General features: G+C 77.2%; 23 protein-coding genes. 12 read left to right on the plus strand and 11 right to left on the minus strand.

Annotation, left to right across the window (positions count from 1 at the left end; translation table 11 throughout):
- Positions 1-94: 94 nt before the first annotated feature.
- On the minus strand, positions 95-1,375 hold the full coding sequence (locus ACWGB8_RS25360; RefSeq protein WP_452215888.1) for an MFS transporter: 1,281 nt from the start codon (positions 1,373-1,375) through the stop codon (positions 95-97).
- A gap of 54 nt (positions 1,376-1,429) precedes the next feature.
- Between ACWGB8_RS25360 and ACWGB8_RS25365 the strand changes: the two genes are divergently transcribed.
- The 5 genes from ACWGB8_RS25365 to ACWGB8_RS25385 all read left to right on the plus strand — a co-directional run bounded on the left by ACWGB8_RS25365 (position 1,430) and on the right by ACWGB8_RS25385 (position 6,729).
- Positions 1,430-2,176 (plus strand): AraC family transcriptional regulator, encoded by a 747-nt coding sequence (locus ACWGB8_RS25365; protein WP_452215889.1) that lies wholly within the window; start codon positions 1,430-1,432, stop codon positions 2,174-2,176.
- 238 nt (positions 2,177-2,414) lie between these two features.
- A complete protein-coding gene (locus ACWGB8_RS25370; protein WP_452215890.1) occupies positions 2,415-3,434 on the plus strand; it encodes an NUDIX hydrolase in 1,020 nt (339 codons plus the stop codon).
- 198 nt (positions 3,435-3,632) lie between these two features.
- Positions 3,633-4,679 carry a polyprenyl synthetase family protein gene (locus tag ACWGB8_RS25375; protein WP_452215891.1) on the plus strand — a complete coding sequence of 349 codons (1,047 nt, stop codon included), beginning with the start codon at positions 3,633-3,635 and terminating at the stop codon, positions 4,677-4,679.
- Positions 4,680-4,842: 163 nt separating this feature from the next.
- Positions 4,843-5,718, plus strand: coding sequence for a helix-turn-helix transcriptional regulator (locus tag ACWGB8_RS25380; RefSeq protein WP_452215892.1), 876 nt, complete (start codon positions 4,843-4,845; stop codon positions 5,716-5,718).
- Positions 5,719-5,805: 87 nt separating this feature from the next.
- Positions 5,806-6,729 carry a sterol desaturase family protein gene (locus tag ACWGB8_RS25385; RefSeq protein WP_452215893.1) on the plus strand — a complete coding sequence of 308 codons (924 nt, stop codon included), beginning with the start codon at positions 5,806-5,808 and terminating at the stop codon, positions 6,727-6,729.
- Positions 6,730-6,812: 83 nt separating this feature from the next.
- Here the strand turns inward: ACWGB8_RS25385 and ACWGB8_RS25390 are convergent, their stop codons facing one another.
- From ACWGB8_RS25390 to ACWGB8_RS25405, 4 genes are all read right to left on the minus strand, one after another.
- Positions 6,813-8,132 carry a cryptochrome/photolyase family protein gene (locus tag ACWGB8_RS25390; protein WP_452215894.1) on the minus strand — a complete coding sequence of 440 codons (1,320 nt, stop codon included), beginning with the start codon at positions 8,130-8,132 and terminating at the stop codon, positions 6,813-6,815.
- On the minus strand, positions 8,129-9,520 hold the full coding sequence (locus tag ACWGB8_RS25395; protein ID WP_452215895.1) for a class I SAM-dependent methyltransferase: 1,392 nt from the start codon (positions 9,518-9,520) through the stop codon (positions 8,129-8,131). The genes ACWGB8_RS25390 and ACWGB8_RS25395 overlap by 4 nt, the downstream gene beginning before the upstream one ends.
- Positions 9,517-10,374: a DUF1365 domain-containing protein gene (locus ACWGB8_RS25400; RefSeq protein WP_452215917.1), complete on the minus strand. Its 858-nt coding sequence runs from the start codon at positions 10,372-10,374 to the stop codon at positions 9,517-9,519. Before ACWGB8_RS25400 ends, ACWGB8_RS25395 begins: the two co-directional genes overlap by 4 nt.
- A gap of 62 nt (positions 10,375-10,436) precedes the next feature.
- A complete protein-coding gene (locus tag ACWGB8_RS25405) occupies positions 10,437-11,765 on the minus strand; it encodes an NAD(P)/FAD-dependent oxidoreductase (protein ID WP_452215918.1) in 1,329 nt (442 codons plus the stop codon).
- Between the two features lie 240 nt (positions 11,766-12,005).
- Here ACWGB8_RS25405 and ACWGB8_RS25410 point away from each other — a divergent pair, with 240 nt between their 5' ends.
- The gene (locus tag ACWGB8_RS25410; RefSeq protein ID WP_452215896.1) at positions 12,006-12,893 is read left to right on the plus strand and encodes an oxygenase MpaB family protein; all 888 of its coding nucleotides are present in this window, start codon (positions 12,006-12,008) and stop codon (positions 12,891-12,893) included.
- 84 nt (positions 12,894-12,977) lie between these two features.
- On the opposite strand, the gene ACWGB8_RS25415 is transcribed toward ACWGB8_RS25410, so the two are convergent.
- Complete coding sequence (locus ACWGB8_RS25415) at positions 12,978-13,415, minus strand: SRPBCC family protein (RefSeq protein WP_452215897.1); 438 nt, start codon at positions 13,413-13,415, stop codon at positions 12,978-12,980.
- Positions 13,416-13,579: 164 nt separating this feature from the next.
- The gene (locus ACWGB8_RS25420; RefSeq protein WP_452215898.1) at positions 13,580-14,611 is read right to left on the minus strand and encodes a MerR family transcriptional regulator; all 1,032 of its coding nucleotides are present in this window, start codon (positions 14,609-14,611) and stop codon (positions 13,580-13,582) included.
- Positions 14,612-14,961: 350 nt separating this feature from the next.
- On the opposite strand from ACWGB8_RS25420, the gene ACWGB8_RS25425 reads away from it, so the two are divergent.
- Entirely contained in the window at positions 14,962-15,804 is an 843-nt protein-coding gene (locus ACWGB8_RS25425; protein ID WP_452215899.1) for a class I SAM-dependent methyltransferase, read from the plus strand.
- 30 nt (positions 15,805-15,834) lie between these two features.
- Here the strand turns inward: ACWGB8_RS25425 and ACWGB8_RS25430 are convergent, their stop codons facing one another.
- Positions 15,835-16,053 (minus strand): DUF6480 family protein, encoded by a 219-nt coding sequence (locus ACWGB8_RS25430; RefSeq protein ID WP_452215900.1) that lies wholly within the window; start codon positions 16,051-16,053, stop codon positions 15,835-15,837.
- A gap of 302 nt (positions 16,054-16,355) precedes the next feature.
- Here ACWGB8_RS25430 and ACWGB8_RS25435 point away from each other — a divergent pair, with 302 nt between their 5' ends.
- On the plus strand, positions 16,356-17,591 hold the full coding sequence (locus ACWGB8_RS25435) for an NAD(P)/FAD-dependent oxidoreductase (RefSeq protein ID WP_452215901.1): 1,236 nt from the start codon (positions 16,356-16,358) through the stop codon (positions 17,589-17,591).
- Between the two features lie 15 nt (positions 17,592-17,606).
- Here the strand turns inward: ACWGB8_RS25435 and sigK are convergent, their stop codons facing one another.
- Positions 17,607-18,197: an ECF RNA polymerase sigma factor SigK gene (gene sigK, locus ACWGB8_RS25440; protein WP_452215919.1), complete on the minus strand. Its 591-nt coding sequence runs from the start codon at positions 18,195-18,197 to the stop codon at positions 17,607-17,609.
- A gap of 326 nt (positions 18,198-18,523) precedes the next feature.
- Entirely contained in the window at positions 18,524-19,228 is a 705-nt protein-coding gene (locus ACWGB8_RS25445) for a DUF2306 domain-containing protein (RefSeq protein ID WP_452215902.1), read from the minus strand.
- A 216-nt stretch (positions 19,229-19,444) separates the two neighbouring features.
- Between ACWGB8_RS25445 and ACWGB8_RS25450 the strand changes: the two genes are divergently transcribed.
- The 4 genes from ACWGB8_RS25450 to ACWGB8_RS25465 all read left to right on the plus strand — a co-directional run bounded on the left by ACWGB8_RS25450 (position 19,445) and on the right by ACWGB8_RS25465 (position 22,907).
- Entirely contained in the window at positions 19,445-20,797 is a 1,353-nt protein-coding gene (locus tag ACWGB8_RS25450; protein ID WP_452215903.1) for a sensor histidine kinase, read from the plus strand.
- On the plus strand, positions 20,794-21,510 hold the full coding sequence (locus ACWGB8_RS25455; RefSeq protein WP_452215904.1) for a response regulator: 717 nt from the start codon (positions 20,794-20,796) through the stop codon (positions 21,508-21,510). The genes ACWGB8_RS25450 and ACWGB8_RS25455 overlap by 4 nt, the downstream gene beginning before the upstream one ends.
- 292 nt (positions 21,511-21,802) lie before the next feature.
- The gene (locus ACWGB8_RS25460) at positions 21,803-22,225 is read left to right on the plus strand and encodes a TOBE domain-containing protein (protein ID WP_452215905.1); all 423 of its coding nucleotides are present in this window, start codon (positions 21,803-21,805) and stop codon (positions 22,223-22,225) included.
- Between the two features lie 100 nt (positions 22,226-22,325).
- Positions 22,326-22,907, plus strand: a complete 582-nt coding sequence (locus ACWGB8_RS25465) for a hypothetical protein (protein WP_452215906.1) — start codon at positions 22,326-22,328, stop codon at positions 22,905-22,907.
- Positions 22,908-22,993: 86 nt separating this feature from the next.
- On the opposite strand, the gene ACWGB8_RS25470 is transcribed toward ACWGB8_RS25465, so the two are convergent.
- Entirely contained in the window at positions 22,994-23,902 is a 909-nt protein-coding gene (locus tag ACWGB8_RS25470; RefSeq protein ID WP_452215907.1) for an aminoglycoside phosphotransferase family protein, read from the minus strand.
- Positions 23,903-23,906: the final 4 nt, after the last annotated feature.

The following is a 23,906-nucleotide window of genomic DNA, read 5'->3' on the forward strand; positions in this document are numbered from 1 at the left end:
ACCGGCGCCCGGCCCGCCGCTGCCGCGGGGAAGCAGCGGCGGTCCGGGGCATCCGCACCGCAGGAAGCCCCGACCGCCGCACGGTGCCGCCCCGCTACCCGGCCCCGCCGCCGGTGGCGGGCAGCGGTTCCCCGTGCGTCGCGGCCCCGTCCGGAGCCCCGTCCGGCGCTTCGTCCGGGGTCGCGCCCGGGACCGCCGGTTCGCGCAGCGGGCGCAGCAGGAGGAGGCCGAGGAGGGGCAGGGCGATCAGCGGCAGCAGGGCCGTCCGCAGCGAGGCGGCGTCGGCCAGGGCGCCGATCAGCGGTCCGGCGACGCCGCCCGCGCTCACGGCCAGCCCCAGGGTCACGCCGCTCGCGGTGCCGATCCGTCCGGGCAGGTAGTCCTGGCCCAGCGTCACATGCAGCGAGAACGGCACGTACAGGCCCATCGACGTGAGCGCCACGCACAGGTGGAACGCCCACCCGGGGGCGAACACCACCCCGGCCACCGCCGGCGCGGCCAGCGCGTACGACCACCGCACCACCGGCAGCCGCCCGTGGCGCGCGGCGAGCCGCCCGCCCAGCACGGTGCCCACGGCGCCGCCCAGGTAGAGGACGAACAGGGCCGCCGTACCCGCGAGTTCACCGCCACCGGTGCGCTCGCGGGCGTACAGGGCGACGAAGGTGCTCAGACCGACGAAGACGATCGAACGGCAGACGATCGCACCGGACAGCAGCCCGAAGGACGCCCAGTCGTTCCGGCCGCCACCGCCACCGCCACCGCTGTCTCCGCCGCCCCTGCCCGCGGTCGCCGGGGCCGGGCCGGCGGAGACCTCGCGCAGGGCCCGCACCGAGAGCGCCGCGCCGAGCAGGGCGGGTGCCAGCAGCAGCGGGGTGGCCCGCAGCCCGCCCAGCGCGACGACCGCGGCGACCGCCGGGGGAGCGGTGGCGAAGCCGAGGTTGCCGCCGAGCGAGTACCAGCCCATCGCGGTGTGGCTGCCCCGGCTCGCCAGCCGGGCGAGCCGCGCCCCCTCGGGGTGGTAGGCCGCCACACCGAGCCCCGAGAGGGCGACGGCCGCCAGCGTCAGCGCGTACGGGCCGCCCGCGCCGGCCAGCGCGGTCCCGGCCCCCGCCAGCAGCGTGGACACCGGCAGCAGCCACGGCAGGGGCCGGCGGTCGGTGAGCGCCCCGAACAGCGGCTGCACCACCGACGACAGCAGCGAGGCGGCGAGTACGAGACCGGAGGCCGCGGCGTAGCCGTAGGCGCGCTCGGCGACGAAGTACGGCACCAGTGCGGCGACGGCGCCCTGGTGGACGTCCACGCAGGCGTGCCCGACGGCGAGCCGGGCGACGGGGCCGCGGCCGTCCGGGCGGGAGGGGGAGGGGTTCTTCGACACCCGCCCATCGTCATCCGGCCGACCGGCGGCGTACTTCCAATAAAGTGCCGGTTCATGCCGGAAATCCGCCATACCCCCACGGCGCCCACCGACACCCGCCTGCTCGGCCCGGGCGGGCGCATCGACGCCCACCGCCACGACGACCACCAGATCGTCTACGCGGGCTCCGGCGTCGTCGCCGTCACCACCGACGCCGGCACCTGGTTCGCCCCCGGCACCCGTGCCCTGTGGATCCCGGCCGGCTGCGTCCACGCCCACCGCGCCCACGGCCGGCTCGCGCTGCACCTGCTCGGCCTGCCCGCCGATACCAACCCGCTCGGCCTCGACGCACCCACCGTGCTCACCGTCGGGCCGCTGCTGCGCGAGCTGATCCTCGCCTACACCGGCGGCCCGCACACCGGGACGCCCGAACGGGACCGGCTGCGCGCCGTCCTGCTCGACCAGCTGCGCGCCTCGCCCCGGCAGCCCGCCCGGCTGCCCGCGCCCACCGACGACCGGCTGGCCGCCGTCTGCGCACTGCTCCACGCGGACCCGGCCGACCCCCGCACCCTCGCGCAGCTCGCCGCCGCCACCGGGGCCGGCGAACGCACCCTCAGCCGGCTGTTCCGCGGCGAACTCGGCATGACCTTCCCCCAGTGGCGCACCCAGCTGCGCCTCTACCACGCGCTGCGGCTGCTCGCCGACGGCCTGCCCGTCACCACCGTCGCCCACCGCTGCGGCTGGTCCTCCGCCAGCGCCTTCATCGACGTCTTCCGCCGGGCCTACGGCCACACCCCGGGCGCCCACCAGCGGCAGCCCTGAGCGGCAGCCCTGAGCGGTGGGGGCGAACCCTCCTGGCGGTCCGTTCGCACGGGATCGAATTCGGCCCGTTCACCCCGGGCGTCCGGGAATCTCCCGGGTTGCTCCGGGCCCTCGGACGGCGGCAGGATGACAGGCCCGGAAGGCGCCCGCGGCTGCGCCAACCGCGCCCGCCCCCGCGCGAGTTCGGCCGCCCGCCGCCCCGCAGGCCGGCCCCGCGCACCGAGCCCGAAGGAGCCCCATGGCCCACCCCGCCGGCGACCTCGACCCGGACACCGGGGCCGCGCCCGAGCCCGCCCCCGAGCCCGTCCCCGACGCCGAGCTGGCGGGCTTCCTCGCGGTGCACGCCGCCCCCGCCGCCTGCGTGGACGCCCTGATCCGCGACGAGCGGGGCCGAGTGCTGATCGTCGACCCCGTCTACAAGTCCGGCTGGGACCTCCCGGGCGGGATGGTGGAGGACGAGGAACCCGCCGACGCGCTCGTCCGGGAACTGCACGAGGAGCTGGGACTGACCGCCCGGGTCGGCCGCCTGCTGGTCGTCGACAGCATCCCGGCCGCCCGCTGGGGCCGGACCGTCCTGTCCCTGATCCACGCCGCCCACCGCGAGCCGCCGCTCGCCGACGCCGCCGACCTGCTGCTCCAGCACAGCGAGATCCGCGCGGCCCGCTTCGTCGACGAAGCGGAGGCGCTCGCCCTGCTGGCGGCCCCGGTCGCCGCCCGCCTGGCGCACGCCGTCGAGGCGGAGCGCGGCGCGCACACCGCCGTCCTGCGCGACGGGCGGCGCGTACCGATGCCCGCGGTCGACCACTACCGGCAGCTGCCCGCGCCGATGGCCGCCGCCACCGTGCTGGTACGGGACACCGCCGGCCGGGTGCTCGTCCTCGAACCCGGCTACAAGGACCACCTGGAACTGCCCGGCGGCATGGTGGAGGCGCACGAGGCGCCGCGCCAGGCCGCCGGCCGCGAACTCGCCGAGGAACTCGGCCTGGACATCCCGGTCGGCCGGCTGCTGGTCGTCGACAGCATCCCGGCCGCCCTCGCCCGCCACGGCCGCGCCCTCACCTGCCACGTCTACGACCTCCCCCCGCTGCCGCCCGAGCGGGCGGGGGCGCTCAGCTTCCCCGACGGGGAGATCCGCTCCGCCCAGTGGCTCGACCCGAAGGAGGCCTGCCGACGCCTCCCCGCCATGCTGGCCGAACGGGTGGAGGCCGGCCTGCGCGCGCTGCAGGACGGCACCGTCGTGGAGATCGACCGCTGCTGAGCCCCTGCCGCTCGGTACGGGGCCCGGTCCCCGCCGCCGACCCCGCTCCCGCCGCCTGCCGGACCGCACCCGACGGTTCTTCATCCGGGCGACGGACGGCTGTGGCGTTCCGGTGCTCCGGGCCCGGCGGGGGGTACGGTGGGGCCCGCTGCCGGAGGACCGGCTGTCACGGGCCCGGTCCGGCTTTGGGGGTCAGCCTTGGAGGAAACCGGCACGCTCGCCGCGTCCGCCACCGAAACGGCGTGCCTGGCCCTGGAACGCGCCCGGGCGCTGGTCGCCCCGCAGGTGCGCCGGGTGGTCGACCGGCTGCCCGCGGAACTGCGCCACGTGGCGGGCTGCCACTTCGGCTGGTGGGACGTGACGGGCCGGCCGCTGGACGGCGCCGCCGGCAAGGGGCTGCGCCCGGCCCTCGTCCTGCTCTGCTGCGAGGCCCTGGGCGGACCGGCCGCCGCCGGGGTCGCCGCCGCGGTCGCGGTGGAGCTGGTGCACAACGCCTCGCTGCTGCACGACGACATCATCGACGGCGACCGCACCCGCCGCGGCCGGCCGGCCGTGTGGGACGTCTTCGGGACGGCCGGCGGGATCCTGGCCGGGGACGCCCTGTTCTTCCTCGCGGTCGAGGTGATCGCCGAGGCGCCCGAGCCCCTGGGCCGTGCCGGCGTACGGCACCTGACGGCCACCGTGCAGGACCTGATCGGCGGCGAGTGGACGGACACCCAGCTGGAGCGCCGGGCCGCCGTGTCGCTGGAGGAGAGCGCCGCCACCGCGGCCGGGAAGACCGGCTCGCTGTTCGCGGCGGCCTGCGGCCTGGGTGCGCTGGCCGGGGCGGGCGGCGCCGAGCGGGTGGAACGGATGCGGGAGTTCGGCTCCCACCTGGGCATGGCCTTCCAGCTCACCGACGACCTCCTCGGGATCTGGGGCGACCCGAAGCGCACCGGCAAGCCCGCCTGGTCCGACCTGGCGGCCCGCAAGAAGTCCCTGCCCGTGGCCGCCGCCCTGGCCGCGGACGGCCCGGAGGCCGCCGAACTGGGCCGGCTCTACCGCGCCCGCAGCGCCCCGTCCGGTACCGACCTGGCCCGGATGGCCGCGCTGACGGAGGCGGCCGGCGGACGGGCCTGGGCCGAGTGCCAGGCCCGCCGCCACACCGATCTGGCCCTCGCCGCCCTCGCCGCGGCCGATCCCGAACCCGCTCCGGCCGCCGGGCTGACCGCCCTCGCCGAGCTGATCCTCACCCGCTCCCACTGACCCGTGCCCGGGCAGGCCCGTACACTTCCGCCGGCGGCCACCGGCCCCGACGGGCCTATCCTGTGCGACGACCGTGACGGTGACGACCGCCGTGGAGCCGTGGAGCGGTGACGGCATGGCAGGACAGGCGGGCGGCCGCGGGGCCGCAGAGGGGGGGACCGCAGTGCCCGGAGCGCGGCCGCCCGGGGGACTCCCCGCCGCACGGACCACCACCGCCGTCACCGCCGTCACCGCTGCCGCCGCTACCGCCGCCGCGGCGGCGCCGTCCCGGCCCGGCTGGCGCGGCCGTACGGAGCTGCAACCCGGCTGGCTGGCCTTCACCGGAGCGCCCGGCGGCACCGATCCGCACGCTCACGCCGCCGTCCAGGTCCTGATCGTCACCGACGGCGTGGTGGAGCTGACCGACCGGTACCAGGACCGGCGGGCGGTGGCGGCGGCGATCGTCCCCACCCGCGTCCGGCACGCCCTGCACGCCCGGCCGGGCGCCCGGGCCACCATGCTCTACCTCGACCCCGACGGCGGCGCCGGCCGCTTCCTGGCCGCGCAACTCACCGGACCGGACCGCGACCGGGTCACCGGGTGGGAGGCTGCCGCCCGCGCCCTGCTGCCGCCCGCCGCTGCCGCCGGGACACTCGGGGCCGCCGGGGCCGCCGGGGTCGATCCGGCCGGGCTGGTACGCGGCTGGAGCGAGCCCGGTCCGACCGGCGCCCGGCACCCGGCCCTCCGGCACGCCCTGGACGCGCTGCCCGGGCTGCTGCACGGGCCGGTCCGGCTCACCGACCTCGCCGCCGCGGCCGGGATCTCCGCCAGCCGCCTCGGGCACCTGTTCGCCGCGGAGCTGGCCCTGCCGTTCCCCGCCCACCTGCGCTGGGCCCGGCTGCGCCGCGCGATCGCGCTGGCGGCGGACGGCGCCGGGCTCACCGAGGCCGCGCACGGGGCGGGCTTCGCCGACAGCTCCCATCTCACCCGGGTCACCCGGGAGATGTTCGGCCTGGCCCCCTCGCGCCTGCTCGCCGCGCTCTCCTCCGCCCCCGCCTGATCCCCGTCCGGCGCCGGCGGTCGGGCGCCCCCGGGTCAGCGGATCCGTCCAAGCCTGCGGGGCCCCGGCCCGGCCAGTCTGGACGGCATGTACCGCACCGTGATCCGTTACGGCTACGCGCCGTTCATGCTCCTCGGCGTCAACGGCGCCGCCATCGCCCTGGCCGCGGCCGGGGCCCCGAAACCGTGGCTGCTCGGCCTGCTGCTGGTGGCCGTCGGCTGCTCCTTCGCCGCCGAGCGGCTGCTGCCCTACGAGGACGACTGGAACAGCCCGCTGGGCGGCGACGACCGGCGGGACGTCGCGCACGCCTTCGTCAACGAGAGCCTGCTGCTGGCCGGGGTCGCCGTCGTCCCGCTGCTCGCCGGGGCGTTGACCGTGGCGGAACTCTGGCCCGGGTCCTGGCCGTTCGTCCTCCAGGTGCTGGCCGCCGTGCTGGTCGCCGACCTCGGCACCACGCTGGTCCACTACGCCAGCCACCGGATCGGCGCGCTGTGGCGGTTCCACGCCGTCCACCACTCCGTGAAGCGCTTCTACGGCCTCAACGGGCTGATGAAGCACCCGCTGCACCAGACCCTGGAGACGGTCGCCGGGGTGCTCCCGCTGCTGCTCGTCGGCATGCCGGTCGGCGTGGCCTCGGTGCTCGCCCTGGCGGTGGCGGTCCAACTGATGCTGCAGCACTCCAATGCCGACTACCGGGTCGGCCCGCTGAAGTACGTGCTGGCGCTGAACGAGGGCCACCGCTTCCACCACCTCAAGTGGGCCGGGATCGGGGACGTCAACTTCGGCCTGTTCACGCTCCTCTGGGACCACCTGCTCGGCACCTTCAGCTACGATCCGGCCCGCCGGTTCTCCTCCGAGCAGCTCGGCATGGCCGCCAAGCCGGACTACCCCGTCGGCTACCTGGCCCAACTGGCCGAGCCCTTCCGCCCTTCCGGCTCCTGCCACATCGGCCCGTCGGCCGGGCCCGCCGAGTCGGTGACCGCCGCGGACCACCGCACCGGCGTCCACTGACCGCCTGCTTCCACCCGCCCCCGCCTCCCGGGCGGCCACCGCCCGCGCCACGGCGCACCGGTGGCCGCCCGGCCGGGGACGTCTCACCCCAGGGCGCGGGCCCGGCGGAAGCGGGCGCCCAGCTCGCCGGGCGGGACGAGCGGGGTCGGGTAGTCGGGTGCGAGCAGCCAGGGGCGGTGCACCGTCGGGCCCGGCAGGTGGGCGATCTCGGGCACCCAGCGGCGCACGTACGCGCCCTGCGGGTCGTAGCGGTCGGCCTGGAGCAGCGGGTTGAGCACCCGGTTGGGCCGGGTGTCGGTTCCGGTGCCGGCCATCCACTGCCAGTTCAGCTGGTTGTTGGCGACGTCGCCGTCGACCAGCAGGGAGAGGAAGTGCCGGGCGCCGATCCGCCAGTCCAGGTACAGCGACTTGGTGAGGAAGCTCGCGGTGAGCAGCCGGGCGCGGTTGTGCATCCAGCCCTCGTGGGCGAGTTGGCGCATCCCCGCGTCGACGATCGGGTAGCCGGTGCGGCCCTGGCGCCAGGCCTCCGCCTCGCGCTCGTCGTGGTGCCAGTGGTCGTCCCGGGACCGGTAGTCCTGCCGGGCGGCGTCGGGGCGCGCGGCGAGCACCTGGTGGTGGAAGTCCCGCCAGGCCAGCTGCCGGACGAACGCCTCCGCCCCCGCGCCGCCGTGCGCCCGGGCGAGCGAGGCGAGTTCGGACGGGGAGAGGCAGCCGAAGTGCAGGTACGGGGAGAGCCGGGAGGTGCCGTCGGCGGCGAGGGCGTCGTGCAGGTCGGCGTAGGCGTCGACGTCCCAGCGCTGCCACTGCGCCCGGGCGGCGCTCTCGCCCCCGGGCGGCAGGGCGGGGGAGACCGGCTCCGCGGTCGGCAGGGGTTCGCCGCCGATGCCGTCCGGGGTGCTGAGGGTGTGCGGGGCGGGCAGCACGGTGCGGCGCGGGGCGTGCTGCCAGGCGCGGTGGTACGGGGTGAAGACGGCGTAGTGGTCGCGGCCGGCGGGGGTGACCAGCCCGGCCGGGACGACGGTCAGCGAGGCGTCGTGGACCAGCAGCCGGCGGCCCAGCAGGGCGCGCAGCCGGGTCTCGCGGTGCCGGGCGAAGGCGCTGACGCCCGCGGCGACGTGCACCAGGCCGGCGTCGGCCTCGGCGGCCACCCGGGCGGCCTGTTCGGCGGCGTCGCCGTGGCGGACGATCAGGCGGGAGCCGATCCGGCGCAGCGCGGCGTCCAGGTCGGCGAGGCAGTCGGCGAGGAAGGCCCGCCGGTTGGGGGCGGCGAAGCCGGCCGCCTCGACGGCGGGGTCGAGCACGAACAGCGGCACGACCCGGTCGGCGGACCACTGGGCGGCGTGCAGCACGGGGTTGTCGTGCAGACGGAGGTCCTGGGTGAACAGGGCGACGGAGACGGTCATCGGGGCGGCCTCGTGGGGCTGGTGCGGTCGGGTTCATCGGGTACGGGCGCGGGCGCGGGCGCGGCAGCGGCACCGGGCCGCCCGGACGGTGCCCGGGCCGGCGCCACCCCGCGGGTCAGCAGCAGGTGGTGGACGTCCAGGTAGCCGGAGCGGAACCCGGCCTCGGAGTACGCGAGGTAGAACTCCCACATCCGCCGGAAGACCGGGTCGAAGCCCAACGCGGCGACCTGCGCGTCCTGTTCGGCGAAGCGCTCGCGCCACAGCCGCAGCGTCTCGGCGTAGTGCGGCCCGTACGCCCCGGCGGTGGCCACCCGCAGCCCGGTGTGGGCGGCCGCGGCCTCGGCGACCGCCCGTACGGACGGGATCTGCCCGCCCGGGAACACGTACTTGAGGATCCAGGTGTAGGTGCCGCAGCTGGCGAGCATCCGCTCGTGCGGCATGGTGATCGCCTGCAGCGCGACCCGGCCGCCGGGGGCCAGCACCCGGTCCAGGGTGCGGAGGTACTCCGGCCAGAACGGCCGTCCGACCGCCTCGATCATCTCCACGCTGACCACGGCGTCGTACCTCCCCTGCACTGCGCGGTAGTCGCAGAGCCGGACCTCGGCCCGTCCGGACTGTCCGGCCGCGGCGATCCGGCGGCGGGCCAGGGCGAGCTGTTCCGCGGAGAGGGTGACGCTGAGGACCCGGGCGCCGCGGGCGGCCGCGCGCAGGGCGAGCTCCCCCCAGCCGGTGCCGAGCTCCAGCAGCCGGGTGCCGGGGCCGACCCGGGCGAGGTCGAGCAGCCGGTCGATCTTGCGGTGCTGCGCGGCGGGCAGTCCCGCCCGGTCGGCGCGCGGCCGGCCGTCGGTGCCGAACGGGAAGACCGCGGCGGAGTAGCTGAGGGTCGGGTCGAGGAAGAGCGCGAACAGGTCGTTGGACAGGTCGTAGTGGCGGTGGACGTTGCGCCGGGCGTTGTCGGCCGTCTGCCGTTCGGCGGCCGGCGGGCGCCGGAGGCAGAACCGGCGCAGCCACTGCGTCCCGGGTGGCACCAGGGTCTCGGGCGCGGCGGCCAGCGCCGTGAGCAGGGCGACGAGGTCGGGGCTGTCCCAGTCACCGGCCTGGTAGGACTCGCCGAAGCCGATCAGGCCGTCCGCGGCGATCCGGTGCAGGAAGTCCTGCGGCCGGTGCAGCCGCAGCACGGGCGCGCCGGGCGGGGCGGAAGCGCCCGGCAACAGCGGTAGGCCGCCCGGGAGTTCGACGTGCAGGCCGCGCCGGACGGCGGCCCGCCGCAGCAGCCGCCCGACGGCTGCGGCGCGCAGCGGGACGCTCGGCACCCGGGCGACGTCCGGCCAGCGGGCGGCGTCGACGGCCGGGGCCGGCGGGGCGGTCGGATCGGCCTGCGTGGTCATGCGGTGGGGACCTCTCCGGTGCGGGCGGGCCGATCGGCCGCCGGGTGGTGCGGTGTTGAGTCGGGACGGGGGCGTGCGGCGGGCGCCGGGCCGTGCGCTCCGGTGGCCGGGCGGGGGTGGACGGGCAGGCCGCGCAGCAGCAGGCGGAGGCCCTGGTAGCGGATGTGCAGGCTGACGGCGAGGGTGGCGAACGGGTGGGCGAGCGCCGCCCGCAGCAGCGCGGCGGGCCCGGCCGGGCGGCCGGTGCCGTGCACGGTGGCGGTGAACACCCGGCCGCCGGGACGCTCCAGGTGGACGGCCAGGTGCAGGCGCGCGCCGGGTTCGGGCAGCGACATCCGGTAGCGGCCGTCGACCGGGAAGAACGGCGAGACGTAGAACTCCTTGGCGGTCTCCGCCCGCCCGGCGGCGTCCGGGTGCAGCAGGTAGCGGTACCGGCCGCCGTAGGTGTTGTGGACCTCGGCGACGGTGCAGAGCGGCCGGCCGGACGGGTCGTGGCACCAGTAGACGGTCAGCGGGTTGAACACGTGCCCGAGCGAGCGGGCCTGGGTGAGCATCAGCACCCGGCCGCCGTCGAGCCGGACGCCGTGGGCGGCGAGGTGGCGCTCCAGGCTGCGGCGGATCGCGGGGCCGGGGGCGGCGCCGGCTGTGCGGCCCGGGTACTGCCCGTCGGTGGCCGCGGCGTGGTCGCGGTACCGGAAGCCGGCCAGCACCCGGAGCGGCCACGGCACCGGCGGCAGCCGGTCCAGGTCCACCAGCCACAGGTAGCCGCGGTGCCGGAAGGCGTGCCGCAGCGGCGCGGTGCGCACATGGGTGGTCCGGGTCTCGTACAGCACCGCGCCCCAGGGACCGGGCAGCGGCCGGCCGGCGAACGGGGGGGCGCCGGGCCCCGCCGTCGGCCGGTCCGTGCGGTACGCGCTCACGACGCCCCCACCCCGAGCAGGGTGCGGGCGGCCCGCAGGCCGGACCGGCAGCCGTCCTCGTGGAAGCCCCAGCCGTGGTACGCGCCGGCGAACGCGGTGCGCCCGGTGGCGAGTTCGGGCAGCCGGCGCTGTGCGGCGAGCGTCCGTGCGGTGTACACGGGGTGCTCGTAGACGGTGCGCGAGACCACCAGCTCGGCGGGCACCGGCCGGTGGCGGTCCTCGTTGAGGGTGACCAGGTAGTCGTCGGCGCACTCCAGCCGCAGCAGCCGGTTGAGGTGGTAGCTGACCCGGACCCGGTCGGCCGGCCCCGTGCAGTCGGGCATCCGGTAGTTCCAGGAGGCGCGCGCCCGCACCGCACCCGGCAGGAGGGAGGCGTCGCGGTGCAGTACGGTCGGGTTCCGCGTGTACGTGAAGGCGCCGAGGACCGCGCGCTCGGCCGCGGTGGGGTCGGCCAGCAGGCGCAGCGCCTGGTCGGCGTGGGTGGCGACCACCACGGCGTCGGCCGCGGTGCTCCGCCCGTCGGCGGTGACCACGGTGACCCCGTCGGGGTGGCGGCGCACGGCACGGACCGGCGCCTGCCGGTGCACGGCGGCGATCCGCTCGGCGATCCGCTCCACATAGCTGCGCGAGCCGCCGACCACCGTGCGCCAGGTCGGGGAGCCGGACACCGCGAGCAGGCCGTGGTGGTCGAGGAAGGCGAACAGGTAGCGCGCCGGGTAGTCGCCGGCCAGGTCCGGTGCGCAGGACCATACGGCGGACACCATCGGGGTGGCGAAGTGCTGCACGAAGTACGGGGAGAAGCGTTCGGCGGCCAGGAACTCCCGCAGGCTCGGGTCCCGGTCGTCCGGTGTGGTGAGCAGGCGGCGGGCCCGCCGGTGGAAGCGCGGCACCTCGGCGAGCATCCGCAGGTACCGCCCGCGCAGCACCGCACCGGGCCGGGCCAGCAGCCCGGCGGGCCCGCGCGCCCCGGCGTACTCCAGACCGCAGCCGTCGCAGTGCACGGACATGCTCATGTCGCTGGCCTGGGTGCGCACCCCGAGCTCCCGGAACAGCCGGACCAGGTGCGGGTACGTCCGCTCGTTGTGCACCAGGAAGCCGGTGTCCAGGGCGAGCACCCGTCCGTCCGGTCCCACCGCCTCCTGGGTGTGGGCGTGGCCGCCGAGCCGGCCGTCCGCCTCGAACAGCTCGACCGCCACCCCGGCCCGGGCCAGCTCGTACGCTGCCGTCAGGCCGGCCACCCCCGCCCCCACCACCGCCACCCGGCGGGCGGTCGGGCCGCCCCGGGTGCGCGGGACGGCGGTGCTGGTGGACACGGTGCCGGGCACGGTCACGAGGGCCTCTCCGCTGCTCGGGGCCGCGGCGGTGGGCGGCCCGTGCTGTCGTCTGCACCAGGTCTTCGGAGCCCGCCGCGCCGCGGATTGGGCCGAACGGCGACGGCCTCCGGTCCGTACCCGGGGCAGCGTCTATCCGGGGGCGTCGCAGCCGGGCCCGGGGGGGGAGCCGGGCTCGGGCGGGACGGGGGAGCGCGTGGACCGGTTCCGGCGGCCGGTCGTACCGTGGCAGGTATGGACACCGCCCGCAGCGACCCGCCGGGGCTCGCGGGCCTGCGGACCCGCCTCGGGGCCGAACTCTTCGCCCGGGTGGCCGGTCCGCAGGGCCCCGCGGCCCGCCGCCGCATCCACGAGACCCCCGGGGCACGGTGGTTCGGCCCCGAGCGGCCCATCCGCACCGTGCACGGCGACGCGTCGATGTTCGCGGGCGGACTGCGGGCCCTGCTGCTGCAGTCCCTGCACCCGCTGGCGATGGCGGCGGTCGCCGGCCACTCCGGCTTCCGCGGCGACCCGTGGGGCCGGCTCCAGCGCACCAGCACCTTCCTGGCCGTCACCACCTTCGGCACCGCCGCCGACGCCCAGCAGGCCGTCGACCGGGTGCGCGCCGTCCACGAGCGGATCCGCGGCACGGCCCCCGACGGCCGCCCCTACCGGGCCTCCGACCCCCACCTGCTGGGCTGGATCCACGCCGCCGAGGTCGACAGCTTCCTGCGGGCCCATCAGATCTACGGCGCCGAACCGCTCGACGGGCCCGGCTGCGACGCGTACCTCGCCGACACCGCGCGCATCGGCCGGGCGCTCGGCGTGGCCGATCCGCCCCGCGACCGCGCCGCGCTCGCCGCCCGCCTCCACGCCTACCGTCCCGAACTCGCCGCCGGCCCCGAGGCACTCGACACCGCGCGGTTCCTCCTCCTGCACCCGCCGCTGCCGCTGCCGACCCGCCCCGCCTACGGACTGCTCGCCGCGGCCGCCGTCGCGATGCTGCCGCACTGGGCCCGCCGCGAACTGCGGCTCCCGCCGGTCCCGGTGCTCGAAGCGGCCCTGGTCCGACCCGCCGGACGGGCCGTGACCGGGGTCATCCGGTGGGCGATGGCACCGCCGCCCGAACCGCGGGCGGGCTGAGCCCCGGGGCAGTGCGCCGGGCGGCCCGGCGGACCGGGCGGCCCCGGCGGAGTGGGCGGACGGGGTGGACGGGGACCGGGGTGCTCAGGCGTGCGGCCGGGCGAGGACGGCGGGCAACTGCCGGGCCGCCCCGTCGGCCAGCCGCTCGAAGGCCGGCCGCAGGAACGGCGACGCCAGCCGCGCCGCGCCCTTGAACCGCAGCTGCGCCCGGTACACCACCACACTGCCGCTCGGCGCCGGCCGCACCGCGATGTCGTCGGTCGACGTGACCGTGCGGTTGCGGCCGACGAACAGCAGCCGCCCGGGCCCGTACTCCTCCAGGCAGTAGGTGAGTTCGGTGCGCCGCCCGCGGAAGCGGGAGACATTGCGCCAGCACGCGCCGACCGCCACCGGCCCCGTGCCGATCCGGGTGCAGCTCTCGGTGCCGGGATCCCACGCGACGGCGTTCCCGAAGTCGGCCAGGTACCGCAGGACCTCCCCGGCCGGGCGGTCGACGGGGATGCGGCGCTCCACGGTGATCATCGGACGCTCCTTCGGCTCGCGGACGGCTGTCCGCCGGGCATTCGGCGCAGCGGCGCGCCGCGGATTGCCCCCGCACCCGGTCCGGCCCGGTCCACCCCCGGTTCGGGGGCCTGCTCCGCACCCGGTTTGCACCAGGTCCGCGTCCGCTTCGAGCCCGGCCGGGCTCAGCCGGCGATGGTGCGCTCCAGCAGATCGAGCGCACCCGCCAGGTCGCGCGGCGCGACCGTACCCGCCGGCCGCCGGGCCCCGGCCCAGCCCGGCCCCGTCGCCAGCACCAGCGCTCGGCCGCGCGACCCCCGGGAGCCCCAGCCGGACTCCGCCACCTGCCGCACCAGCGCCCGGTCCGCGGTCGGCCGGGTCTGCGACCACAGCATCACCGCCGCCGGCCCCGTCCGGCGGACGGCCTCCAGCAGGGCCTGCGGCGGCACGGCCGCGCCGAGCATGCGGAACGGCAGGCCCCGTTCGGTCAGCCCCGCGGCCACCGCGTCCAGCGCCAGGGTGTGCAACTCGGCGGGCATCCCGGCCAGCAGCACCGGCTGCGCGGGCCGCACCGGCCGGACCTCCGACGGCAGCACGGCCGCGCACCGCAGCGCGGTCGACACGTGCCAGGACAACAGGTGCTCCACCTCGACGTACTGCTCGCCGTCCGCCGCCCACTTCCGCCCGACCGCCCGCAGCGCGGGCACCATCACGTCCGCCCAGGCCCCGACCACCCCCAGCGCACCCACTGCCTCGCACAGGATCCGCGCCACCTCCGGCGCGTCCAGTCGGACGGCGGCCCGCGCGAGACCCCGGCACTCCGGCCGCACCGCCCCCACCGGCAGCGCCCGGCTCCCCCCGGGGGCCGCCGGCGCCGGCTCCACCGCCGCATCCCGCCCCGCATTCCGCCCCGCATCCCCGGCCGGCTCGCGCCCCGGCCGGTCGGGCCGCGCCGCGAGCACCGACCGGGCCGCCTCGGCGGGCGGCACCCCGCGGGCCGTCAACCGGCACATCGCCTCCAGCACGGCGATGTCCTCCGGGCTCCAGCGCCGGTGGTGACCCGGCTCGCGCCGGGAGGGACCGATCCCGTACCGGCGCTCCCACGACCGCACCGTGGTCGGCGACACCCCCAGCCGCCGTGCCACTCCACCGGTGGGCAGCCCCGGCCCGCCGGGCGGCTCGGCAGCGGAGCGTGAAGGGACGGGCACGCCCGGCATCCTAGGGCTTGTCTGACAATTCGCGTCGCATCAGCGCGCGGCGTTGGGCGCCCGGCTGGGCGTGCCGCCGGAGCGTCCTCGTACTGGACGTACTTGGACGATTGGGCGATGCGTCCAGGCGGGATGCCCGGCGTCGTGCGCGCGGCGGGAATTGTCAGACAAGCCCCAGGGCTTGTCCGGCGGGTCGCGTCGCATCAGCGCGATGCCCGGGTGCCTGCTGCTGCCCGGGTGCCTGCTTCCGATGCATCCCGGCCCGGCGGCCCGTGTCATACCCGCCCGTCACCCGCCCGGCGCGGTACAAACCGGAGCGAAACGACCACCGCAACGGTACGGAAGCAGAGGGATCTGTCATGACTGAGGCGAACGAGGCGAACGAAGCGGCCGCCGCCGACCAGGCCCTGAAGGCGAAGCACCGGGCGATGTGGGCGCTGGGCGACTATCCGGCCGTGGCGTCGCACCTCATCGCCCCCCTGGGCGACGAACTGGTGCGGGCGTGCGGCGTCCGGCAGGGTGACCGCGTCCTGGACGTCGCGGCGGGCTCCGGGAACGCGGCCGTCCCCGCCGCCCTGCTCGGCGCCGAGGTGATCGCCTCCGACCTCACGCCCGAGCTGCTGGACGTCGGACGCCGGATCGCGTCGGAGCGCGGTGCCCGGCTGGACTGGCAGGAGGCGGACGCGGAGGCGCTGCCCTTCGCGGACGGCGCGTTCGACACGGTGCTGTCCTGCGTCGGCGTCATGTTCGCCCCGCACCACCAGCGGGCGGCCGACGAACTGGTCCGGGTCTGCCGCCCCGGCGGCACCATCGGCCTGATCAACTGGACCCCGGAAGGGTTCATCGGGCAGATGTTCGCGACGATGCGCCCCTTCGCGCCCCCGCCGCCGCCCGGCGCCCAGCCCGCGCCCCGGTGGGGGGACCCGGAGCACGTGCGCTCGCTCCTCGGAGACCGCGTCACCGACGTCGACGCCCGCCGGCAGTCGGTGACGGTCGACCGGTTCGCCCGGCCGGAGGAGTTCCGGGAGTTCTTCAAGACCTGTTACGGGCCCACCATCGCCACGTACCGCTTCATCGGCGAGGACCCCGAGCGGGCCGCCGCCCTCGACGCGGCGCTCGACGACCTGGCCGCCCGCCACCTCGACGGCGGCGCCATGGACTGGGAGTACCTCCTGGTCACCGCCCACCGGGCCGCCGGGTAGGCACGGGGCCGCCCCGGCGCGGGGCGGTCGTCACCACCCCCCGATCCGGCCGATGGCGAACCCGAGGCAGCTGATCACCAGGACGGCGATGACCAGCAGGGGGATCCAGCCGGGCCAGGCGGTGTGGAGTTCGGGCGCCTCCGGAGTGGAGATGCCGTGGCAGGTCGAACCCTCGCCCTCGGGCGTCTCGGTCGGGGCGACCGCGGGGCTGGGCCGGTGCTGCGCGGAGGCGGGCATCGAGAGAGCCATGGTGTTCCTCCCGCTCGGACGGGTCGTGGCCGCGTCCGGCAGCCGCTGCGTCCACGCCGGGTGACCGCCGGGACGAGCGCCGGGTGACCGGTCGGACGGTACGGGCTGCCGGGCCTCACCTCCAGGGTGGTCCATCCGACCGGTCCCCGGCGACCCGGCTGCCCTCGCGCACCACCTCGCGGCCCTCGCGCACCACCCTGCGGCGGGCTCCGTCGGGCGCGTCGCGGCGCCCGCTGCCCGGGTGGCGACCAGACTGACCGGCGGGGGACGCAGCCGTGTGACGGACGAGGAGAGGGTGACCGGTGGGCACTGACGGGGAACTGGACGTCGTCGTGGTGGGTGCGGGCGCGGCTGGCCTCGCCTGCGCGCTCGACGCGGTGGCGGCCGGGCTGAAGGTCCGGGTGCTGGAGGCGTCGGACGGGGTCGGCGGGCGGATGCGCACCGATGTCGTCGAGGGCTTCCGGATCGACCGCGGCTTCCAGGTGTTCAACACCTCCTACCCGCAGGTGCGCCGCCGCCTGCGGCTGCGTGAGCTGCGGCTGCGCCCCTTCACCCCGGGCTACCGCCTGGTCGGCTCGCGGGGCGGCTACTGGTTCGCCGACCCCACCCGGCGCCCCGGCCTGGCCGGCGACCTGCTGCGCGGCCGGCTGGCACCCCTGCCGGACGCCGTCCGCCTCGGCCTGTTCACGGGTCGCGACCTGGTGCTGCCCGCGGCACCGCTGCGGCGCGAGCGCGACCGGCCGACCGCCCAGGCGCTGCGGGCCACCGGGATCTCCGACCGGACGGTCGACGCGGTGCTGCGCCCGTTCCTGGCCGGGGTCTTCCTGGAGGACTCGTTGGAAACCTCCAGCCGGGTGTTCCACCTCTACTGGCGCAGCATGCTGCGCGGCACCGTCTGCCTCCCCGCAGCCGGGATCGGTGCGGTGCCCGAGCAACTGGCCGCCGGTCTGCCGGCGGGGACGGTCCGGTTGGAGGCGCCCGTGGCGGCCGTCACCGGGGACGGGGTGCTGCTGGCGGACGGGAGCGAGCTGACGGCCCGCGCGGTGGTGGTGGCGACCGGGGCGGAGGCCGCGGCCGGGCTGCTGCCGGGCCTGGCGGTCGGGCCGTCCCGTGCGGTCACCACCTTCTCCTGGGCGGCCGAACGCAGCCCGTCGGGCGAGCCGACGCTCGTCGTGGACTCCGACCGCCGGGTGCTGAACACGGTGGTGCTGACGGAGGCGGTGCGCGGTCTCTCGCCGGACGGGCGGGCGCTGGTCTGCGCCTCGGTGCTCGGGACGGACGCGGACGAGGGCGTCGTCCGGGCGCGGGTGGCGGAGCTGTACGGCACCGACACCGCGGACTGGCACCTGCTGGCGGCGCACCGGATCGCCGCCGCGCTGCCCGCGATGCCCGCGCCGCACCCGCTGACCCGCACGACCCGCCTCGGGTCCGGCCGGTACGTCTGCGGCGACCACCGGGCGACCGGCTCGCTGCAGGGCGCACTCGCCTCGGGCACCAGGGCCGCGCGGGAGCTGGTGGCGGACCTGGGGCGCGGCTGATCCGGGCGGACCCGGTCAGCTCCGGTCGCCGGGGAAGGCGTGCCGCAGACGGCGCAGGCCGTCCCGCATCCGGGTCTTCACCGTGCCGAGCGGGACGCCGAGGGAGCCGGCGATCTGCTGCTGGGTGTAGCCGCCGTAGTAGGCCAGCACCAGGCATTCGCGCTGGACGGCGCTCAGGCCGGCCAGCGCGGCCCGCACCCGCTCGCCGTCGAGCGCACGCTCCACCTGCTCGGTGACGGCGTCGAAGGCGGCGGGCGCGTCAAGGAGGGCGACGTGGCGCTCCCGGTCGGCGGCCGCCCGCGCGGAGCGGACGCGGTCCACGGCCCGCCGGTGCGCGATGGTCAGGACCCAGGTCGTCACCGCCCCGCGGTCGGGCCGGTACGCGGCGGCCGTGCGCCAGACCTCCAGCAGGACCTCCTGGGCGACCTCCTCGGACTGCGCCGGATCCCGCAGGACCCGCAGCACCAGTCCGTACACGGGGCCGGCGACCGCCCGGTAGAGCCGGTCGAAGGCCCGCTCGTCGCCCCGGGCCACCAGCGGCAGCAGCCCGCGCAGCTCCTCGCCGGGCGCCGTTCCGGGCGACGTACCGGGCGCCGTTCCGGCCACGGCCGGTGCGGCCGGTGCGGCCGGTGGGGCCGGCACGTCCGGTGCTGTCGCTGCTCGCTCGGCTGCGGGCACACCCGGTGCTTCCGGCACGTCCGGTGCCGGTGCGGGGCGCCGGGCCCTCGGGGGCCGGACGTCCGGGGCCCGTCGGGGCCGCAACTCCACTGTCAACGCCACCCGTCCACCGTGCGCGGCCCGGGCGGGGTGGGGCGACTCGCAGCGGTTGTGCAGCGCTCGCCGTGACACCGGCGGACGGTTCGGCCGGCCCCTGTCCGGTGCCGTCCCACCCGCCCGTCCCACCCGCCCGTCCCGTCGGCCCGTCCGGCCGGTCAGCCGGTCCGGGGATCCGCCGCCACCGCGGGCACCGCCGCGACCCCACCCGGGCCGCCGGAGGTCGCCGCGTGTCGGCCAGGGGCCCGGTCGCGGGCGTCCCGGAGGCGCACCCGGCCGACCAGCCACTCGGCCACCACCAGGTTGATCAGCCAGCACGTCCAGCCCACCGCCGCGTACGACTGCTCGAACGGCACCCCGATCAGGCCCGTCACCGGCAGCCACACCCGCAGCGTCGCCGCGGCGAAGATCAGCGCGTACGAGCGGATCATCCACACCCGGTGCTCCAGCACCGCGCCCCGGCGGATCGCCGTGAACGCCCGGACCGACGCCACCAGCAGCAGGACGCCCAGCACCGCGAAGCCCATCGGCGCGATCGGGCCCACCAGCGCCTTCGGGGCCAGCACCAGACCGCTCACCCCGGTCACCAGCACGGCCAGTACGTACACCCGGCCGAGGACCCGGTGCAGCCGCGGCCGCCGGCGCAGCGCCGTCCGGAACTGCCACGGACCCAGCGTCAGCGCCACCAGCCCGCCGCCCACGTGGACCACCAGCGGTACCAGGTTCGCCAGGTAGACCGCCCGCTGCTCCTCCAGGAAGGTGTCCGGATCCAGCGTCAGGTAGCGCGCGCTGAACAGCACGGTCAGCAGCGCCAGCACCGTCATCGCCACCCAGGCGGCCGTCCGTGCTCTCGGGGTCGTCATCGCTCACACCTCACGGGTGGTCGGGGATTCGCAACGCCGGTCACGCTACGAACCGGGCCGCCCCGCCCGCGTCCCCCGCCGGGGGTCACCGCCGTACCCCCGGCGGGTGCCGTCCCCATCGACGTACCCCCACAGGGCGATGCGCGGGCCGCCGCCGGCTGGCTAGGGTCGGCTCCCGGCGCCGTGCCCGCGGCGCCGGCCGAGACCGGAGCCGCGATGACCCCTCCCCCCGTGCCGGCGGCTTCCCCCGTGCCGGCCATCAACCCCGTGCCGGTCACCGAGGCCGTGCCGGTCACCGACCCCGCGCAGGCCACCGCTGATCCGGTCCGGCACCCCGCCCGCCAGCCCCGGATCCTGCCGTACGGGAGGCGGCCGTGGACGCGGCCCGGCCGGGCCGCCCCGCTCCGCGGGCAGTCGGCCGACACCGCGCTCGCCCTCGCCGCCTTCGCCGCGGCGGCCTACGAACGCGCGGTGTCCGCCGACCGGCTCGACACGGCCCTGCCGGTGGCCCTGCTGCTCGCCGCCCTGGTCGCCGCCCCACTGGCGCTGCGCCGCCGCGCCCCGCTCACCGGCTACCTGATCGGCTCCGCCGCACTCTCCGCCGAAGCGCTGTTCGTCCTCCCCAGCCCGCTCTCGCCGTACGCCAACCTGGTCGGCCTGTACTCGACCGGGCTGTACGCCACCCGGCGGCGCGCCCAGTTCGCCCTGGTCGTCGTCCCGCTCGGCATGGCCGCCTACTTCGCCGAACCGCCCGACACCGGGGGCCCCGCCGACCTGCCCGCCGGGGTGCTGTTCCTCTGGCTGCTCGCCTGGGTGGTCGGCTACACCGCCGCCCGGCGCCAGGAGGAGCGCGACGCCGCCCGGCTGACGCTGCGCCGCCAGGTGGTCGCCGAGGAACGCGCCCGGCTCGCCCGCGAACTCCACGACCTGGTCGGCCACACCCTCAGCCTGATGCTCGTCCAGGCCGGCGCCGCCCGCCGGCTGCTCGACCGGGACCCCGGACGGACCCACGACGTGCTCACCGGCCTCGAACACACCGGACGGGAGGCGCTGGACGAACTCGACCGGATCCTCGGACTGCTGCGCCGCGCCGACCCGGGCGGCCCCGAGCCGGTTCCCGCTCCGGCCGCCGGTGCCGCCGGTGCCGGGCCTGCCGAGGCGGCCGCGTCCAGCCTGCACCCGGGCCTCGCGGACCTGCCCCGGCTCGCCGAACGCGTCCGCGGGACCGGACTGCGCGTCACCGTCCGCATCGACCCGGGAGCCGCCGAGCGGCTGCCGCGCACGGTCGACGTCTCCGCCTACCGCATCGTGCAGGAGGCGCTGACCAACACCGTCCGCCACTCCCGGGCCGACCACGCCGAGGTCACCGTGCGGCGCAGTGCCGCCGGTCCCGCGGAACGGTTGGACGTCCTGGTGCGCGACGACGGCCGCGGACCCGCCGCGGGGAGCGTCCCCGGCCGCGGACTGCTGGGGATCGCCGAACGGGTGTCGCTGCTGGGCGGCAGGGTGGAGCACGGAGGAGGTGAGGGGGGCGGCTTCCTGGTCCACGCCGAGCTCCCCATCCCGTGACCGGCCAGGTCCGGGGCGCCGGGGGCAGCGGCGCGGTCAGGGTCCTGCTGGCCGACGACGACGCCCTGCTGCGGGCGGGTGTCGGACTGGTGCTCGGCACCGAAGACGGCATCGAGGTCGTCGGCGAGGCCGGGGACGGCCTCCGGGCGGTCGAGCTGTGCCGGGCGCTCGCCCCCGACGTCGTGCTGATGGACGTGCGGATGCCCGGGATCGACGGCGTCGAGGCGACCCGGCGGATCGTCGCCGAGGGACTGCCGGTGCGGGTGCTGGTGCTCACCACCTTCCACCACGACGAGTACGTCTGGGGCGCCCTGCGGGCCGGTGCCGACGGCTTCCTGCTCAAACGGGCCTCCCCGGAGCGGCTGATCGACGCGGTGCGCACGCTCGCCGCCGGCGAGGCCCTGCTCGACCCGGCCGTCACCCGCGACCTGATGGGCCACCTCGCCGCCCTGCCCGCGGACGCCCCGGCCCGGCCCGGGCCGCCCGGCGACCCCGGGTCCGCGGCCACCGGCCGGCTCGCCGAACTCACCGCCCGCGAACGGCAGGTGCTCCGGCTGGCCGCCGAGGGCAGCTCCAACGCCGAGATCGCCGAGCAGCTCGTCCTCGCCGAGTCGACGGTCAAGACCCACATGAAGCGGATCCTCGCCAAGACCGCCGCCCGCGACCGCGCCCAGGCCGTCGCCCTCGCCTACCGGGGCGGGCTGATGGCCTGACGCCGCGGCGGTCGCGCGCATCTACCGGGAGGTCGGCGGTGAGGGCTGGGCGGGGAGGGCGCGGGCCGTCAGCGGGGGCGTGCGGTCCGGCGGACGCGGGAGATCCGCTCGGCGGCCTGGGCCGCGGCCGTGCCGCCATGGCCGCGTCCCGTACCGTCCGCGCCCCGCCCACGGTCGGCCGAAGAGCGGGAGCGGGGCGCCGTCCGCGGTGGCAGGGTCGAAGCGGCGGACCCGGCGCCCGCGAGCGCCCCCGCCGGTCGGCGGACACCCTCACTGGAGAGCGGGGCAGGGCATGGGCCTGAGCATGCGCAACCGGATTCCCGGCACGGTCACCGAGGTTACCCCCGGCGCGGTGATGGCCACGGTCAAGCTGCGGGTGGCCGCCGACCGGGAACTGACGGCGGCGGTCACCCTCGACGCCGTACGGGACCTCGGCATCACCGTCGGCAGCGAACTGCACGCGCTGGTGAAGGCCACCGAGGTGGCGCTCGCCACCGGCCCGGTGGAGGGCCTCAGCATCCGCAACCGGCTCCCCGGCCGGGTCGGCGAGGTCGCGACCGGCGGGGCGATGGCCGCCGTGAAGGTGGTGGTCGACGGCGGGGTCGAACTCACCGCGGCGATCACCGCCGACGCCGTGGCCGACCTCGGGCTGGGTCCGGGCACCGAGGTCGTGGCGCTGATCAAGTCCACCGAGGTCGCGCTGGCCGTGGACTGAGCCGTGGACTGAGCCGAGGGCGGTACGCGGGCGGGCCAGGCCGGGAAGCGGGGCCGGGGTCGGGGGCGGCGAAGATCACCGGGCGTCCTATGCTGGCGCGATGTCCGTCAGCACACCACCCGCCCTGCTCTTCGTCATCGGCCCCGCCGCGGTGGGGAAGATGACCGTGGGCGCGGCCGTCGCCGAGCGCACGGGGTTCAAGCTCTTCCACAATCACCTGACGATCGAGCCGCTGCTGCGCCTGTTCCCGTACGAGTCGCCGCAGTTCCAGCGGCTGAACCACGCGTTCCGGGAGCAGATCTTCGCCGAGGCCGCCGGCAGCGACCTGCCGGGTGTGGTGTTCACGCTGGTGTGGGACTTCGACGACCCGGAGGACGCCGCCCTGGTCGAGCGCTACGCCGCGCCGTTCCGCGAGCGCGGCTCGCGGGTGCTGTTCCTGGAGCTGGCCGCCGACCAGGAGGTCCGCCTGGAGCGCAACGCGGGCGAGTCCCGGCTGGCGGAGAAGGCGTCCAAGCGGGACCTCGCGTGGTCCAACAGCAACCTGGTCGGGATGGACGCCAAGTACCGGCTGAACTCGGTCGACGACTTCGCGCACATCCCCGAGTCGCACCTGCTGGTCGACAACACCCGGCTGGAACCCGCGGAGGTCGCCGACCGGGCCGTGGCGCACTTCGGCCTCTGACCGGCACCTTGGTACCGGCCCCGGTACCGGCCCGGTCCCCGTCCCCGTCGGCCCCGACACCCCGCCGGCCTCAGCGTCCGTCCGCCTCAGTGCCCGTCGGCGTCCGCGAGGACCGCGGCGAGCCGTGCCAGGCATTCGTCGACGAACGCCGGGAAGCTGTCCCAGTAGTACGACATCCCGCTGACCCCCACCGCGACCGCCCAGGCCCGGGCCCGCCGCCAGCCGGCGTCGTCCGGGTCGAGGGCGTCCCGGTACGCCTGCCGGGCCGCGGGCGGGAGGTCCCACACCGGTGCATGCTCGGCGTCGGGCAGTCCGACCGACAGGCCGCCGAAGTCGATGACCGCGTGCAGCCGGCCCTGCCGGACCAGCAGGTTGGTCGGCTTGAGGTCCCCGTGCAGCCACACGTGGCGGTCGGGCGGCTCCGGCAGGGCGAGTGCCTCCCGCCAGAGCCGCTCGAGGCCGTCCACGTCGAGGTCGAGGTCCGGGATCGCCCGGCACTCCTCGAACGACCGGGTCACCCACGCGTCGCACGGCTGCAGGTGGCCCCCGCGGTACCAGCTGAGGTCCCCCGCGCGGACCGCCCCCAGGAGCGGGACGGCGTGCAGGCCGCGGACGAAGGCCGCCAGGTCGGCGCCGAACGCCGACCAGTCCGTCACCGTGTCGGGCCCGGCCTCCGCCCCCTCGATCCAGCGGTACACCGACCAGGCGAGCGGGAACGCGCTGCCCGGCGCGCCGCGGTGCACCGGCTCGGGGACCCGGAGGGGCAGCCGACCGGCCAGCCGGGGCAGCCACTCCTGCTCCTTGCGGACCGCCTCGGCGTTACCCGGGGTGCGCGGCAGCCGGACCAGCAGGTCGTCACCGAGCCGGTACATCGTGTTGTCGGTGCCCGATCCGGCCACCGCGACCGGGAGTTCGGCCCACTCCGGTCGCTGCTCGCGCAGCAGCGACCGGACGACCGCCTCGTCCACCCGGAGCTCGTCCTCGTGAAGTGTCATGAGC

This window comes from Kitasatospora sp. NPDC054939, from assembly GCF_053610105.1.